Here is a 16,053-nt window from a genome sequence, read left to right on the forward strand (position 1 = left end):
CACGCCGGCACCACCGGCACGCTCGAACAACCAGTTCTGGCAGTCGCTCGAGGAGCGGATCGGGGCACGGTTCGACGTCCAGATCGTCCCGACCGGAGACTTCGAGCAGCGGTTCCAGACCGCCGTGGCGGGCGACCAGCTTCCCGACCTCTTCACCATCTTCACGGGCCAGGTGCCCTCACTGCCGGCCGTACTCAACGAGAAGGCTGCCGACCTCACACCGTTCCTCTCCGGTGGGGCGATCGCCGATTATCCGTTCCTGGCGAACATCCTCACCGAGAACTGGGCTGACACGGTATTCAGCGGCAAGATCTTCGGCGTCCCGGTGCCGCGTGGGCCGCAGAGCAGCGCGACCTTCTACTCGCGGCAGGACATCCTGTCGGAGATGGGGATCGACGAGCCTCCGGCGTCACTGGAGGAGTTCCTGGATCTGTGCCGTGAGCTCAACAGTCCGAGTTCGAACGTCTGGGCGCTCGGGCAGGTCCCGCTCACCTACCTCCGGCAGATGTTCGGCGTTCCCAACCAGTGGTCGCTCGAGGATGGAGCTCTGGTGCGGTCGTACGAGGCCGATGGTCAGGAAGAAGCTCTGGAGGCGGGCTCCAAGCTCGTGGCGGAAGGTCTTGTCCACCCCGACGCATTCGGCGCCCCGGGTTCGGACAGGAAGACCTGGATGGTGAACGGGACCACGCTGTTGGTCGACGACTCCCTCAGTGGCTGGGGCGGGTTCTACAACTATCCGACTCCGGACGGCTTCAACCTCGAGATCTGGGCCCCGCCATTGGCTGGCGGCGGCGGGACCGCACCGATCTGGCTCGCTCCACCGACCCACAACATCACCGCGATCAGCATCAAGGCGGTCGAGCGCGCGCCCGCGCTCCTGGAGTTCCTGAACTATCTCGCCGCGCCGTTCGGCACTGCCGAGTACGAGTTCAAGAAGTACGGCGACGAGGGCGTGCATCACACGATGGACGGCACTGACCCGGTCCTGAACGACAAGGGAACCAGCGAGACCCAGCTCAGCCTGAAGTACCTCGTAGAAGGTCCGCGCGTCACCTACCAGGCGGGCTTCGCGGATGTGACCCAGGCACAGTTCGATGCGCACATGAGCGTGGTCCCGACGGCGACTCGGAACCCGGTCCAGGGCCTTTACAGCGAGACGAACACACGCCGCGCCGCTCAGATCAGCCTCGACGAGCTCGAGAGCGACATCCTGCAGGGTCGGGTGCCGGTCTCACGCTGGGCGGATGGCGTCGCTGAGTGGAAGGCGAAGGGCGGCGACGACATCCGGGACGAGTTCATGGCATCGATGGAAGAGCGTGACGCGAGCGCGTGACCTGAGCGACCGAGTTGCAGGTGAGTGAGCACGTGAGTCTGAGCGCGCGCGGAGGGCCGACTGCAGGCCCGCCACCCGAGATCCCGACTGCTCGTCGATCCTTCCCGTGGTGGCGACGGCTCCTTCGCGACAGGGTCGTCTTGTTGTTTGCTTTGCCTGGTATGGCGGTGATCGTGCTGTTCCAGTACTACCCGTTGCTGGGAAACATCATCGCGTTCCAGGACTTCCAGCCGTACCTGGGCATCGACCGGAGTCTCTGGGTGGGGTTTGAGAACTTCGAGATCCTGTTCAACGGGGACCCGGCGTTCACGAATGCGTTGAAGAACACCTTGGTCATCACGGCCCTGCAGACGATCTTCGTGTTCCCGGCCCCGATCATCCTGGCGTTGCTGCTCAACAGTTTGATGTCGAACCGGATCCGGCAGCTGGCCCAGTCGATCCTGTACCTGCCGCACTTCCTGTCGTGGGTGATCGTCGTAGCGATCTTCCAGCAGATGCTCGGTGGTGCGGGCATGCTCAACAACTGGTTGCGGGCCTCGGGTTTTGCCACGATCGACATCATCGGCAACGCTGACGCGTTCCTGGCGCTGATCACCTCGCAGGTGATCTGGAAGGACACCGGGTGGGCGACGATCCTGTTTCTGGCGGTGCTAGCGCAGATCGACAAGGCGTTGTACGAGTCGGCGAGCCTGGACGGCGCGTCCAGGTTCCGCCAGACCTGGCACATCACGTTGCCGGGGATGCGACCGATCATCATCCTGCTGTTCATCCTCAAGCTCGGCGACGCCCTCACGGTCGGCTTCGAGCAGATCATCCTGCAGCAGCCGGCCGTGGGCCGTACCGCCAGTGAGGTCCTCGACACCTTCGTCTACAACAACGGAATCGTGGGTGGCGCGTGGGGAGTGGCAGCAGCCGTGGGCCTGGTCAAGGGTGTGGTCGGCCTGCTGCTGGTGTTGTCAGCGAACAGAGTCGCGCATGCCTTCGGAGAGGAAGGGGTGTACAAGGCATGAGCCGCCCGATCTCCTACCGGCGCTCCGCGTCAGAACGGTTCGGCAGCATCTCGAAGGGGATTCTGCTCATCGTGGTCTGCAGCCTGGTGATCGTGCCCTTCATGGGGATCGTGTCCACCAGTCTGGCCACACCCGAGCAGGTCGTGCGATCGGGGGGGTTCGTGCTCTTCCCGGAGGGCATCGACCTCACCGCCTATCGCTCGATCTTTGTCGGTGGCGTCGTCACACGCTCCTTGTTGGTCAGTGTCTTCGTCACCGGTGTCGGCACCGCACTGAGCCTCGCGCTCACGGCCACGCTGGGATGGGCGCTCGCACGCAAAGGGTCGTTCGGGAACCGTCAGCTACTGCTGCTCGTCTTGATCACGCTGCTGTTCAACCCCGGGCTCATCCCCAGTTATCTGGTCGTGCAACAGCTCGGTCTGCTGAACAGCCTCTGGGCACTCATCATCCCGACGTCGGTATCGGCGTTCAACGTGATCGTCGTCCGTGCGTTCTTCGTTGGTCTACCGGGCGAGATCATCGACGCAGCACGCATCGACGGAGCCTCCGAGTGGCAGCTCTTCCGCTACATCGGGGCACCCCTCTCGCGCGCGGTCCTCACCGTCGTCGGGCTCTTCTATGGCGTCGGCTACTGGAACTCCTTCTTCAACGCACTCCTCTACATCTCCGACTCCAGCATGTGGCCGCTGCAGCTAGTACTACGCACCTATGTTGTCGACGACGCACAGCTTGGCGCCCAAGACCTCGGTACCCGCGACGAAGCGCTCCCACCACAGACTTCGATACAGATGGCCATCCTCGTCACCGCCATCATTCCGATCCTGCTCGTCTACCCATTCCTCCAACGCCACTTCGCCAAAGGAATGCTCACCGGTGCGGTCAAGGGATGATCGGGGGCATGGGCGGCGCCGACATATCGACCGATGTGGCATCGATGTCTACGAGGACAAGGAGAGCGTGATCACGTGAGCACGACGAACGACGAGGTGGCCGGGGCGGGCGCCCAGCGCCCCCCGAACATCGTGTACCTGCACTCGCACGACACGGGCCGGATGATCTCGCCCTACGGCGCTCCTGTGCACACCCCACATCTGCAGCAGCTCGCGGAGCAGGGGACCGTGTTCCGGCAAGCCTTCGCTGCAGGCCCCACGTGCTCGCCGTCCCGGGCAGCGCTCCTCACAGGCGAGTCCCCTCACCAGTCGGGCATGCTGGGACTCGCGCATCGCGGCCACAGCCTGACGCATCCTGAGCGGCACCTTGCCTCGGTGTTGAGCGCTCACGGATACGACACGGTGCTCGCCGGCCTGCAGCACCTGGCTGTCACCGACGCAGAGATCCAGGCCATGGGATACCGCCAGGTCCTCGGAGCTCGCCACAACGCCCATACGGCCGCCGTCGAGTATCTGGAGCACGTCGGATCGACCCCGTTCTTTCTGGACGTGGGGTTCTTCGAGACTCATCGCTACAGCGATCGTGACGGCGCCTTCAGCCCCACCGGCAGCAAGCCCGACGGGCGATATGTCGCAGTTCCCTCCGGTCTGCCGGACACGCCGAGCATCCGTGACGACGTGGCCGATTTCGCGGCCGCGGTCACGACACTTGACCAGAAGATCGGCGTGGTACTTGAAGCGCTCCGCCGCACCGGCCAGTGGGATGACACCGTGATCATCGTCACCACCGATCATGGGATCCCGTTCCCGCACGCCAAGTGCACCGCCACCGACCGCGGGCTCGGGGTCATGTTGATTCTGGCAGGCGCCACCGGCGAGCACGGTGCGCAGGGAGCCGTGGTGGATCAGCTGGTGTCACATCTCGATGTGCTTCCGACGGTCTACGAGCTGGCGGGAATACCGCAGCCGCCATGGCTCCAGGGCGTCACACTTGCACCGCTGCTCGAGGATCCAGAGGCCCCGATCCGGGCGGAAGTGTTCGGCGAGATCACCTACCACGGGGCTAACTACCTGCCAGTTCGCACGGTACGGACACGACGATTCCGCTACATCCGCCGGTTCCCGCGAGGTGCCGGCGAGGAGCATCGGGTGCTCAGTTCGGTCGACGGGGGACGGTCCAGGCACTACTTCGCGACGACCCCCGGGCTCGATCCACAGATGCCGGACGAGCAACTCTTCGACTGCCTTCGCGACCCGGGAGAGAGCGTGAATCTCATCGATGAGCCCGAGTACAGCAAGGCGCTGGACGATCTGCGCGCACGACTCGACCGCTGGATGGTGGACACCGACGATCCACTCGTGACAGGCGTGTCGTCCTCCTGAGTGGCAACCCGCTCGCCGAGGTCCGATGCGGGATAATTCGGAGGTGGTCACCAGGAACGACGTCGCGCGGGTCGCGGGAGTCTCACCCGCCGTCGTCTCCTACGTTCTCAACGACGGACCTCGTCCGGTGGCAGCAGCGACGAGACAGCGCGTCGTCGCTGCCATCGAGGCGCTGGGCTACAGGCGCGACGGGCTTGCCCGCGCCCTCAAGCGTGGTCGGAGCGACACCCTGGGCCTCGTGATCCCCGACATCACCAATCCGTTCTTCGCCGAACTCGCGCAAGCGAGCGAGGCCACCGCACGAGCGCGCGGCCATGCCCTGCTGGTCGGCAGCGCTGGTGAGTCCGACGACTCGATCCGCGATTACATGCAGCAGCTCGCAGAGCGGCGCGTCGACGGCCTGCTGGTGGTCTCCACGCTTCGCCGCGCGATCCTCGACCCGATCATCGCACTGGAGATCCCCGTTGTGGGCCTCGACCGCCCGTTGGACGAGGTGCCGATCTCCACCGTGCGCATCGACAACGAGGCAGGCGCACGCGAAGCCACCGTCCATCTGCAGGGGCACGGGAGCACCGAGGTGTGTCTGCTCAACGGACCGTCGGACACCGGTGTCGCCCGAGCGCGGGAGAAGGGTTGGAGGTCCGTCATGCCGACCGGCGCCCGGTCGGTCGTCGGTGATTACACCGCGCCCGGTGGTGAGAGCGCGATGGCGGAGCTCCTGGACGACGGCCCGGTCGGCGCCGTGCTCGTGGCCTCCGACGTGCAGGCGATCGGGGCGCTGCGCGAGTTGTCTCGCCGAGGGCTGCGATGCCCGGAAGATGTAGCGCTGATATCGATCGACGGTACCCGAGCAGGTGCCTACGCGGCCGTTCCGCTGACCTCGGTCGTGCAGCCCGTGGAACTGATGGCACGAGTAGCCGTGGGCCTGGTGCTCCATCCGTTCGACGGGCCGCGGCAGATGGTGCTCCCGCACCGACTGCAGATCCGGCGATCCTGCGGGTGCGCTGAGTAGCCGGCCGGGCGGCGGTGCGTTTCGGCGAAACCGCCTCAGCCGCGCTCGCGATCCATCTGGTCCAGTTGCGATACCCGACGACGGACGTCGTCGCCATCGTCGAAGCGGGCGGACATGTAAGCCGCCAGCACGTCATCGACGACCTTGACGCCCACCACCCAGGCGCCTAGGCACGCGACGTTGACGTCGTCGTGCTCGACACCCTGTCGCGCCACGTAGGTGTCGTGGATGACTGCGGCACGGATGCCTGCGACCTTGTTGGCTGCGATGCACGCCCCCACGCCGGAGCCGCACACCAGAACGCCTCGGTCAGCCGCACCTGCCGTGATGGCATCGGTCACCCGCCGTGTCTGTACCGGGAAGTCCACGGGTGCGTCGTCGGTCGTTCCCACGTCAATAACGGTGTGGCCGAGATCCCGGAGCGCCTTGACCACGTGCCCCTTCAAGGAGAAACCGGCATGGTCGTTACCTACAGCGACACGCATACTTCGACCTCTCGACCCACTGACTCATGATTGCTGATGCATGCACGGCCCTGGCACACGCACAGGGCCGACCCTGACACAATTCTCAACCCTTGACCGCGCCCGTGAGTACCCCCTTGGCGAAGTGACGTTGGAGGAACGGGTACACGAGCAGGATGGGCACCATCGTCACCACCAGGATGGCCATCTGGATCGAACGCTGCGGCGGCAGCACCTCGCTCGCCGCACCAAGGTCAGCCGCACCGATCTCGGTGTTGTTCACCACGTATGTGCGCAGCACGAGCTGCAGCGGCCACTTGCCCGGGTCATTGATGTAGATGAGGGCGTTGAAGAATGCGTTCCAGTAGCCGACGGCGTAGAAGAGACCGATCACGGCGAGGACAGCCTTCGAGAGCGGAAGCACTATCCGAAGGAAGACTGTGAGGTGGCCGGCGCCGTCGATTCGTGCGGAATCCGTGAGCTCGCCGGGTATCCCCATGAAGAAGGCCCTCAGCACAATGACGTTGAAGGCGCTGAGCGCAGTCGGAAGGATGAGCGCCAGATACGAGTCGAGAAGTCCCAGTTCCTTGACGAGAAGGTAACTGGGAATGAGTCCTGGGGTGAAGAGCAGGGACAGCAGGATGAGCATGAGAATGGGCTTCTGGCCGAACGATCCCTGGCGGGACACGGCGTACGCCAGCAAGCTGGATGCGAAGAGAGCGACGGCGGTGCCCACCACCGTGATGCCGATGCTGACACCCATCGCACGTGACACGACGCCGCCCGCGAAGATCGAGGCGTAGGAGCTGAAGTTGATCTCCGTGGGGAACAGGACGAACCCGCCGGCGGCGGTGATCTGCTCGCGAGTGGCGAGCGACGTAGAGACGATGCCGAGGAACGGCAGCACCACGGCCGCACAGATCACGGTCAGCAGGATGCCTTTCAGGATCCGGAATCCGAGTGGCGGGGCGTCGAGTCGACGGCGGCCGGGCTTGGCTGTCCGTCGGGCTCGATCCTGAGCGGTGGCCTGGTCGGCGGTCATGACTTGTACACCCCTGCCTCCCCGAAGATGTGGGCGACCTTGTTGGCTGTGACGACGAGCACGACACCGACGATGCCCTTGACGAGACCGACCGCAGCCGCGACGCCCCATTGCCCGCCGACGATGCCGTTGTTGTACACGTAGGTGTCCAGGACTTCGCTCGCTGCCAGACCAACGCCTTGCTGCTGGAGGATGATCTGCTCGAATCCCACGGTCAGCGAGTCACCCAACCGCAAGATCAGCAGCAGGATGATGATGCCCCTCATGCCTGGCAGCGTCACATGCCAGAGCTGCCGCATGCGCGAGGCGCCGTCAACGCTCGAGGCTTCGTAGAGCGAGGCATCGATGCGCGACAGCACTGCCAGGAACAGGATCGTGGCCCAGCCGGTGTCCTTCCAGATGACCTGGGACGTGATCAAGGCGACGAACAAGTCCGAGTTCCCGATGATCGAGAAAGTCTCCCAGCCGTTGGCGCGCAGGATGCTGTTGATCATGCCCGCGCCGCCCAGGATCTGCTGGAAGATCGCGACCACGACCACCCACGACAGGAAGTGCGGCAGGTAGAGGATCGACTGGACGACCTTCTTCACGCGCTCGGACAGCAGCGAGTTCAGCAGCAGGGCGAGCACGATCGGCGCCGGGAACACGAGGACCACCTGGACCAGTAGCAGTACCAGTGTGTTGCGCAGCGCGTTCACGAACGCAGGGTCGCCGTTGAAGATGACGGCGAAGTTGTCCAGTCCGACCCAGGGCGAGGACCCGAACGGCAGGAAGGGAATGAAGTCCTGGAACGCGATGACGTTCCCCGCCAGTGGCACGTACTGGAAGGTGATGAGCAACGCGAACCCGGGCAGCGCCATCGCCAGGAGCATGCGGTCCCGGCTGAGTCTTGCTCGCCACGTCACCCGTCGCTCTCGGCGCTGCTTGCTCTCGTGACCCGGTACCAACGTCACTGCATCTGCGGTCTTCAGCTCGGCCATCTACTCACCACGGTGCGCACCCAGGCTCCTTCATTGGATGTCGCCATCTGTTCGATGGCTCATGCAGGTACCCAGGCGCCATCGGGTGGAGAGTTCGCATTCATGAACTGTCGTCCGTTGGCGTGGGCGATTGCTGCACCATAACGACAACAATGCGATGGTGCAACACGCTTGACATTCATGACGCAACACGTGTAGACCTCATCCTTGTCCTGATCGCTCGAAGGAGTCTGACTGCATGGAACCCGCTGACGTCCCGACGGTGCTGGTCGTCGGCTCGGTCAATCAAGACCTGGTGCTCGAAGTGCCCGGCCTTCCCTCCACCGGCGACACCGTGCTCGCCCTGCGCGGCGAGTGGAGCCAGGGTGGGAAGGGCGGCAATCAGGCTGTCGCTGTTGCGGCAGCAGGGGTTCGCTCGGTCCTGTGCGGGGCCGTCGGCGATGATGCATGGGCCGATGGATTGGTGGCGGGACTACGCGAGTCCGGAGTCGGGACAGGTGGCCTCGTTCACGTCAGCGGCAGCACCGGGTTCGCGGCGGTCGTCGTCGACAGGGCGGGCGACAACGCCATCGTCGTGCTTCCTGGAGCCAACGACGCCCTGACTCCGGAACGGGTCAAGGATCGCGTCGGTGACCTGGAGGAGTTCGACCTCGTGCTGCTGCAGGCGGAGATCCCGGTCCCCACGATCCGATGGGTGCTCCGCCGGGCACATCATGCGGGCCTTCCGACGGTGCTCAACCTGGCGCCCGTCGTCGAGATTCCTCGCGCCGATCTCGCGTTGGCGAGCGTCGTCGTGGTCAATGAGCACGAGGCGGCCGAGCTGTTGGCGCAATTGAGCCAACCATCGCAAGCGAGTCCACTCACGATGGCAGTTCAGCTCTCAGAGACCCTGGGAAACGCAGTCATCGTGACTCGCGGCGCGGAAGGCGCTGTTCTCGCCGACGGCCGACTGGTCCACGAGCTCGACGGTATCCCTGTGGCGGAGGTCGTGGACAGCACCGGGGCTGGTGACGCCTTCGTCGGAACGCTCGGGGCGTCCCTCGCGCGGGACGGAGATCTCCGGCAGGCGATGCGGGACGCGAACGAGGCGGGAGCACGTGCTGTCACACACGTCGGCGCTCGCGCCGCGCTGCCCTCGGCTGAGCTCCACGCCCTGGCTTGAACGACTGGCCACCTGGCCTACCAAGGAGACGCATCACGCACCTGCAAGAGCGAACTCAGCGATGAGTCGGCCCTGCACACAACGGCTACCAGCCGCTGGCCAACGATGGAACGTAGCGGCAACCCTCGAGAAAGGCATGACCATGACCAACCTCAAGCTCTCCCGCCGCAGCCTGCTCGGCGGCTTCGGCGTCGCCGGGCTCGTCGGAGCTTCCTCGCTCGCTGCCTGCAGCCAAGGCGGCAGCGGTGGACCTGAACCGACCAACCCGAGCACCGGGATCGCGCTTCCGAGCTACATCCGCTTCGAGGGTGGAGAGCCCGATATCGCTGGTACCGAGGCCGGCATTCCCGACGTCTACTTCTCCTATCCCGCCAACCCTCAGGCAGTGAGCAGCGAGGTGCCCTCGGACGGCAGTCCGATCACGGTCTCCGTACCCAGCGTGTCGCCAGTGCCGCCGACCATGGACCGTAACGCGTTCTGGCAAGGCCTCAACGAGCGTCTCGGTACGGATCTGACGGTCTCGATCACACCGGCCGCCGACTGGTCCGACCGATTCGCGACGGCGGTGGCGGGCGACAATCTCGGCGATCTCTTCAACGTCGACGGCTCGTTCGCACGGCTGCCCCAGTTCCTGGAGACACAGTGCCAGGATCTGACCGAGTACCTCGCCGGTGACGCGATCGCGGACTACCCCTTCCTCGCCAATATCCCCACCGACTCCTGGCGTGGCTGCGTCTTCAACGGCGGTATCTACGGGATCCCGGTACCCCGGGGCGTGTTGAGCACCCTGGTGGCATACACCCGGAACGACCTGTTCGCCGCACGAGGTGTCGACCCGGGATGGACGAGTATGGACGAGCTGCTCCAGACCAGTCAGGAGATGACCGACGAGCGATCCAACACGTGGGCGCTCGCCGCGGTTCCGCTGCAGATCCTGCAGCAGATGGTCGGATTGCCCAACACCTGGCAGTTGGAGGGAGGAGCTTTCACGCACATCGTCGAGCTCGAGGAATATAAGGAGGCGCTCGAGTTCGGGCGCCGGCTGCTGGAGGCTGGCGTCGTTCACCCCGACAGCGTGGGGTCGGCCGACTCGGATCGGAAGACGTGGTTCGACCAGGGCTCCGCGGCGGTTCTGCAGGGCACATACTCTGCGATGGGCCAGCTTTACCGCGAGTCCGCTGCGGGGCCGGGTTTCGACGTCGGGATCGTCACCACCCCCGGACCGGACGGAGACCCGGCGCAGGTGTGGCTCGGCAACCCGAACAACTCGATCTCGGCGATGCGCCGGGCCGAGCCGGAGCGCGTCCGGATGCTCCTGAGCGTTCTCAACTGGTTGGCCGCACCGTTCGGCACCGAGGAACACCTGTTCCGCAAGTTCGGCGAGCAGGGAGTCCACCACGAGCGCGGCGGCAGCGACCCGGTGTTGAACGACAGGGGCATCAGCGAGACTGCCTTGGGACTCCAGTACCTCGTCGAGGGTCCCTTGCCGCTGCACTATCCGGACCTGCCAGAGGTTGCTCAGCGAGTTCACGACCACATGACGGCGGCCGTGCCGGACGGCATGCTGGACCCGACTCTGGGTCTCTACTCAGCCAAGCAGTCGGAACTCGGGAGCCAGCTCAACACCATCATCACCGATGCCAGCAACTCCGTGCTCCTCGGCCGCGAGCCCATCTCGTCGTGGGACGACGTCCTACAGAACTGGCGTACGCGCGGTGGCGACGAGGTCGCGGCGGAGTACGAGGCGGCACTGGAGGCGCGCGATGGCTGAACCGGTCGGCGCGACCCTGGGAGGCAGCCCGAACGTGAGCGGGCGGCGGGGCATGCGACTGGAGGAGCTCACCGGGCATCCACGTGACCTCGCCACGACGTCCCTGGCCTGGATGGATGCGCGATGGGATGACGACGCTGATCTCTACCAGTCGCCGGATGCCCAGAATTCGGCCAACGTCCGCGTCGACGGGCCGGCGCACCTGGTGCGTGAGACCGCCTACTACGCCCTGGGCCTGCTGCTGCGCGACGCACCGGGTGACGGCGAGCGAGCCCACCGTGCCCTACGGGCCGCCATCGTGCGCCAGCTCGACGAGCCCGGTGCCCCCTTCCACGGCACCTGGATGCGGGCCGGCGAAGAGAGCAGACCGCCATCGGACGCTCGGGAGTGGCGCGACTACGATCCGAATTGGCGTGAGTTCATCGGTACCACGCTGACGCTGATTCTTCACCACTACGACGATCGGCTGCCGCCCTCGCTCGTCATCGATATCGAGCACTCTCTGCGGTTGGCGGCGGTCGGCACGCTGGCCCGGGCGGTGCCGGCGAGATACACGAACATCGCGTTGATGCGTGCGTTTCTTCTCGACGCAGCGGGAGTGCGGCTGCATGAACACACGTGGCGTGCCGCGGCGGAGGAGATCGCTTCCGAGATTCTCGATCTCTACTCGGCGCACGAGACGTTCGACGAGTTCAACTCGCCCACCTACTACGGCATCAACCTGTTGGCCCTGTCGCGTTGGGCCGAGCACGGCTCATCGGCGCTCCTGCGGCGAGCCGGCAGCATCATGCTGGATGGCATGTGGCGCGACGTCGCCCGCTTCTACCATCCTGATCTGCGCAACATGTGTGGGCCTTTCGATCGGTCCTACGGCATGGACATGCGCCGCTACGTCGGACCTCTGGGTCTGTGGCTGTGGTGCCTGACCGGCCGCGGGCATGCTCCGTTTCCCGATGCTGGACGCTACCTCTCCCGACCGTGGGATCTGTGTCCGGGAGTCCCCGTGGCGATGCTCTACCGCGCGCCCCAGTCCGACATCGCGGGAGCGCTCCTCACGTCCTCGCAGCACACCGTCGAACGCGTCGTCTCGAGCAGTCCGAGGCGGGTCGCCACGGCCTGGCTGGGGGAGCGTGTGATGACGGGAGGTCTGGAGGTGGAGAGCGCCCGCAGCGCGAGCACGCAGTATCACCCTGCGACGATCCACTGGAGCTCCCAGGGTCAGCTGTGCTGGCTTCGCGTCGTCGGTGCCGAGGCGATCTCGGCCCGCGCAGCCGAACGAGCGCTCACGGTTTCCGCGGTATCGGACGATGTGGACCGGATCACGTTCGAGGTCGGCGGGCTCTCCCCGGGCGCAGGCGTGCAGATCGCGCAGGATCGGTGGTCGCTTCCGGGACTGAGCGTCCAGGTGAGCTCCACAGCGGTGCTGCGGGATGCGGTGGCGGGCGACTCCGGAACGGTCATCACCTATGAGCGCTCGCCCGATGCTCCGGTACTTCGGTGCGCGTTGTCCCTGGAGAGCGAAGAAGCGTCAAGCACTGCAGGCCTCGATCGGTGACGAGAGCGACCTACACTCGTATGCCGTGACGGCGACCTATCTCGACCACGCGGCGACCACGGTCGTGCGCGACGAGGTCGTGGCTGCCTACGCGGAGGATCTGCGTCGACTCGGCAACCCGTCCTCGGTGCACGCGCCGGGTCGGCAGGCGCGCCGGCGGCTGGAGGAGTCGCGGGAGTCGATCGCTGCGGACCTGGGAGCCCACCCCACCGAGGTGATCTTCACCGCCGGTGGTACCGAGGCAGACAATCTCGGCGTCGTCGGCGCGTTCCACGCGGCGAGCGCACGGGAGGCGAGCCATCGCGCGGTGGCGATCTCCGCCGTCGAACATCACGCCGTTCTGGATGCCGCGCACTGGCTCGGCTCGGCCCAGGGGGCCGAGGTGACCGAGCTCGCCGTCGACGGCGAGGGTGTCCTCGACCTCGATGCCCTGACGGCGTATCTCGCCCGGGCGGGCGAGCGCACCGCTGTGCTCTCGGTCATGTGGGCGAACAACGAGACCGGGGCGATGCAGCCGATCGAGCAGGTCGTCGCTGCGAGTGGCGACGTTCCCGTGCACAGCGACGCCGTGCAGGCCGTGGGACACGTCCCGATCGACTTCGCGGGCAGCGGGCTGAGCACGCTCGCGCTGTCCGGGCACAAGATCGGCGCACCCGTGGGGGTCGGCGCCTTGCTCGCACGTCGCGACGCCACCCTGGCACCGATCCTGCACGGCGGCGGCCAGGAGCGCGGCGTCCGGTCCGGCACGCTCGACGCTGCGGGTGCCCGTGCGCTCGCGCTCGCGGTCCGGCTGGCGGTCGCCGAACGGGAGCAGGAGTCCGGGCGGCTCGGCACGCTGCGCGACCGGCTGCAGGCCGGGGTGCTCGCCGCGATCCCGGATATCCGCGCCCGCTCCGCCGGCACCGATCGGCTGCCCGGGCACCTGCTGCTCACGATCCCCGGAACCGACGCCGATGCCGTGCTGTTCGGCTTGGACGCCGCAGGCATCGCGGCGTCCTCGGGTTCCGCCTGCACCGCAGGCGTGACCCAGCCCTCGCACGTGCTGATCGCCATGGGCGACGACGTGCGCACGGCGCGCTCCGCCGTCCGGTTCACGCTCGGCCGCACCACCACCGACGCCGACATCGACCAGGTGCTGGCAACGCTGCCGGGCGTCGTCGAGCGTGCCCGTGCCGCGAACCGGGCTGGTGTGCGATGAAGGTCCTCGCGGCGCTCTCGGGAGGCGTCGACTCCGCGGTCGCTGCCGCGCGGGCGGTCGACGCCGGGCACGAGGTGGTCGGAGTCCACATGGCGCTCTCGCGCAGCCGCGCCCAGCACCGCAACGGCTCCCGCGGATGCTGCTCGATCGAGGACGCCTCCGACGCCCGCCGTGCCGCCGACGTGCTCGGGATCCCGTACTACGTGTGGGACCTGTCGGAGGAGTTCGAGGAGACCGTGGTCGCGGACTTCCTCTCCGAGTACGAGGCCGGCCGCACCCCCAACCCGTGCGTGCGCTGCAACGAGCACATCAAGTTCGCCGCGCTGCTGGACCGCGGTCTCGCGCTGGGATTCGACGCCGTAGCCACGGGGCACTACGCGCGCATCGTGGATGGCCCGCATGGGCGCGAGCTGCACCGCGCCATGGACGCGCTCAAGGACCAGAGCTACGTGCTGGCGGTGATGGGGCGCGAGCGCCTGGAGCGGTCGATCTTCCCTCTCGGCGACGTCGAGTCCAAGGACGCCGTACGCGCCGAGGCGGCCGCACGCGGGCTGAGCGTGTCGGCCAAGCCGGACTCCTACGACATCTGCTTCGTGGCCGACGGCGACACTCGCGGCTTCCTGTCCTCTCGCCTGGGCGAGCGGCCGGGTGAGATCGTCGACACCTCGGGTGCGGTTGTCGGGACGCACCAGGGTGCCTACGGGTTCACGGTCGGGCAGCGGCGCGGCCTCGGAATCCAGGTGCCGGCCGAGGACGGAGCGCCGCGGTACGTGGTCGAGACCGACCCGGCCGCGAACCGCGTGGTGGTCGGCCCGGCCACACTGCTGAGCGTGGACGAGATCACCGGTGGCGACCTGGTCTGGCTCGCCGAGGAGTCCGGCACCTTCGCGGACGTCACGGTGCAGGTCCGCGCGCACGGCGACCCGGTCCCGGCCACCGTGGAGGTCGAAGGCGGATCGTTGCTCGCACGCCTGGAGTCACCGCTGCGGGGGATCGCTGCCGGTCAGTCGATCGTGGTCTACGACGGCACTCGAGTGCTCGGGCAGGCGAGCATCGAGAAGGCGGGTCGCCGGCGGGCCGACACTCGCGCAGCCGCATGTTGAGATAACTGGACTAGATATCTCCAGTATGGCTGGAGGTCTGGCACGGTCGTCATCATGACCGATCGCGACCACCTCTTCCTGGCCTACAACCAGCGCACCTACGGTGCCTTGTCGGATGCGTGGCTGTCACCGCGGCTGCAGCGGTACTCGCTGCACGACCCGGCGTACTGGGCGAGCGTCGGTCAGCTCGCCGAGCGGGGACTGATCGACATCGTGTTCTCCGGCGACGCCTCCGCCCACGCGAACCCCACCGAGGGGATCGCGCACGACGGCCTCGATCGCTTCACCGCCTGGAGCGCGCTGCTGGAGGCGACCGAACACCCCGGCTTCATCCTCACCGCGTCCACCACGTACAACGACCCGTTCCGGCTCGCCGAGCGGCTGCTCTCGCTCGACCATCTCAGCGGCGGCCGGCTCGCGTGGAACGTGGTGACGTCGCACTCGCAGGCTGCGGCCGCCAATTTCGGGCTCGACGCCCACCCCGACCGCACACTGCGCTACGCACGCGGCGAGGAGTTCGTGGGACTGGTCGTGGACCTGTGGAACTCGGCGATCACCGGTGAGAAGGTCGACCACGTCAGCGACCAGTTCCACGTGCAGGGACGGCTGAGTGTGCCACCCTCGGCGCAGGGACGGCCGCCGATCATCCGCGCGAGCACCTCGCGTGACGGCGCCGACCTGCAGGGCCGCTATGCCAACGGCGTGTTCGCCGCCGACCTCTCACGTGCTGCTGCGGTGGCAAACCGCGCCCAGGTGCGCCACGACGCCACCCGGTTCGGCCGCCCCGCCGACGACCTCACCTACCTCTCCGGGCTACGCATCGTGCTCGGCGCCACCGAGGAGGAGGCGCAGCGCAAGGTCGGCGGCGGGCACGCCCAGACCCCGGAGCGGATCGCGCAGCAGCTCGACTGGTTCGGGAGGCTGATCGACCATGACCTCACCACGCTGGACCCGGACCAGCCTCTCCCGGCCGAGCTGATCAGCGAGACCCGGGTGGCGGCCCTTCCCGAGACCGGTACGACGCACGGGTTCCGCGCCTCGGTACTCGGGCTGGTGCACGATCACCTCGAGCTGCCGCTGCGGGAGCTGATCACACAACTGACGTTCGTAGGCTCAGGCCACTCCACCTATATCGGCACTCCGGAAGGCT

The 16,053-nt window shown here is 66.7% G+C and carries 14 protein-coding genes; 11 read left to right on the forward strand and 3 right to left on the reverse strand.

Going from position 1 to position 16,053, the window contains the following annotated elements:
• The 5 genes from ACOJSN_RS04080 to ACOJSN_RS04100 form a co-directional block, all read left to right on the forward strand.
• On the forward strand, nt 1-1,333 hold a 1,333-nt coding region (locus tag ACOJSN_RS04080), incomplete at its 5' end, for a hypothetical protein (RefSeq protein ID WP_420111236.1).
• A 161-nt stretch (nt 1,334-1,494) separates the two neighbouring features.
• Nucleotides 1,495-2,343, forward strand: coding sequence for an ABC transporter permease (locus tag ACOJSN_RS04085; RefSeq protein WP_420111237.1), 849 nt, complete (start codon nt 1,495-1,497; stop codon nt 2,341-2,343).
• Nucleotides 2,340-3,233 (forward strand): carbohydrate ABC transporter permease, encoded by an 894-nt coding sequence (locus ACOJSN_RS04090; RefSeq protein WP_420111238.1) that lies wholly within the window; start codon nt 2,340-2,342, stop codon nt 3,231-3,233. Before ACOJSN_RS04085 ends, ACOJSN_RS04090 begins: the two co-directional genes overlap by 4 nt.
• Before the next feature lie 75 nt (nt 3,234-3,308).
• Nucleotides 3,309-4,616, forward strand: a complete 1,308-nt coding sequence (locus ACOJSN_RS04095; protein WP_420111239.1) for a sulfatase — start codon at nt 3,309-3,311, stop codon at nt 4,614-4,616.
• A 43-nt stretch (nt 4,617-4,659) separates the two neighbouring features.
• The gene (locus ACOJSN_RS04100; RefSeq protein ID WP_420111240.1) at nt 4,660-5,628 is read left to right on the forward strand and encodes a LacI family DNA-binding transcriptional regulator; all 969 of its coding nucleotides are present in this window, start codon (nt 4,660-4,662) and stop codon (nt 5,626-5,628) included.
• 35 nt (nt 5,629-5,663) lie between these two features.
• Here ACOJSN_RS04100 and ACOJSN_RS04105 read toward each other — a convergent pair whose 3' ends face one another.
• From ACOJSN_RS04105 to ACOJSN_RS04115, 3 genes are all read right to left on the reverse strand, one after another.
• On the reverse strand, nt 5,664-6,113 hold the full coding sequence (locus ACOJSN_RS04105; protein ID WP_420111241.1) for an RpiB/LacA/LacB family sugar-phosphate isomerase: 450 nt from the start codon (nt 6,111-6,113) through the stop codon (nt 5,664-5,666).
• A gap of 85 nt (nt 6,114-6,198) precedes the next feature.
• Complete coding sequence (locus ACOJSN_RS04110; protein ID WP_420111242.1) at nt 6,199-7,134, reverse strand: carbohydrate ABC transporter permease; 936 nt, start codon at nt 7,132-7,134, stop codon at nt 6,199-6,201.
• Nucleotides 7,131-8,114, reverse strand: coding sequence for an ABC transporter permease (locus ACOJSN_RS04115; protein WP_420111243.1), 984 nt, complete (start codon nt 8,112-8,114; stop codon nt 7,131-7,133). The genes ACOJSN_RS04110 and ACOJSN_RS04115 overlap by 4 nt, the downstream gene beginning before the upstream one ends.
• 238 nt (nt 8,115-8,352) lie before the next feature.
• Between ACOJSN_RS04115 and ACOJSN_RS04120 the strand changes: the two genes are divergently transcribed.
• The 6 genes from ACOJSN_RS04120 to ACOJSN_RS04145 all read left to right on the forward strand — a co-directional run.
• Nucleotides 8,353-9,276, forward strand: a complete 924-nt coding sequence (locus tag ACOJSN_RS04120; RefSeq protein ID WP_420111244.1) for a ribokinase — start codon at nt 8,353-8,355, stop codon at nt 9,274-9,276.
• A 136-nt stretch (nt 9,277-9,412) separates the two neighbouring features.
• On the forward strand, nt 9,413-11,047 hold the full coding sequence (locus ACOJSN_RS04125; protein WP_420111245.1) for an extracellular solute-binding protein: 1,635 nt from the start codon (nt 9,413-9,415) through the stop codon (nt 11,045-11,047).
• Nucleotides 11,040-12,602, forward strand: a complete 1,563-nt coding sequence (locus ACOJSN_RS04130; protein WP_420111246.1) for a hypothetical protein — start codon at nt 11,040-11,042, stop codon at nt 12,600-12,602. The genes ACOJSN_RS04125 and ACOJSN_RS04130 overlap by 8 nt, the downstream gene beginning before the upstream one ends.
• 25 nt (nt 12,603-12,627) lie before the next feature.
• Nucleotides 12,628-13,800: a cysteine desulfurase family protein gene (locus tag ACOJSN_RS04135; protein ID WP_420111247.1), complete on the forward strand. Its 1,173-nt coding sequence runs from the start codon at nt 12,628-12,630 to the stop codon at nt 13,798-13,800.
• Nucleotides 13,797-14,903, forward strand: a complete 1,107-nt coding sequence (gene mnmA, locus ACOJSN_RS04140; RefSeq protein ID WP_420111248.1) for a tRNA 2-thiouridine(34) synthase MnmA — start codon at nt 13,797-13,799, stop codon at nt 14,901-14,903. The genes ACOJSN_RS04135 and mnmA overlap by 4 nt, the downstream gene beginning before the upstream one ends.
• Before the next feature lie 54 nt (nt 14,904-14,957).
• Nucleotides 14,958-16,053, forward strand: a 1,096-nt coding sequence (locus tag ACOJSN_RS04145) for an LLM class flavin-dependent oxidoreductase (protein ID WP_420111249.1), incomplete at its 3' end; no start/stop codon positions are given.

The organism is Pseudactinotalea sp. (genome assembly GCF_048594945.1).
Classification (GTDB): domain Bacteria; phylum Actinomycetota; class Actinomycetes; order Actinomycetales; family Beutenbergiaceae; genus Pseudactinotalea.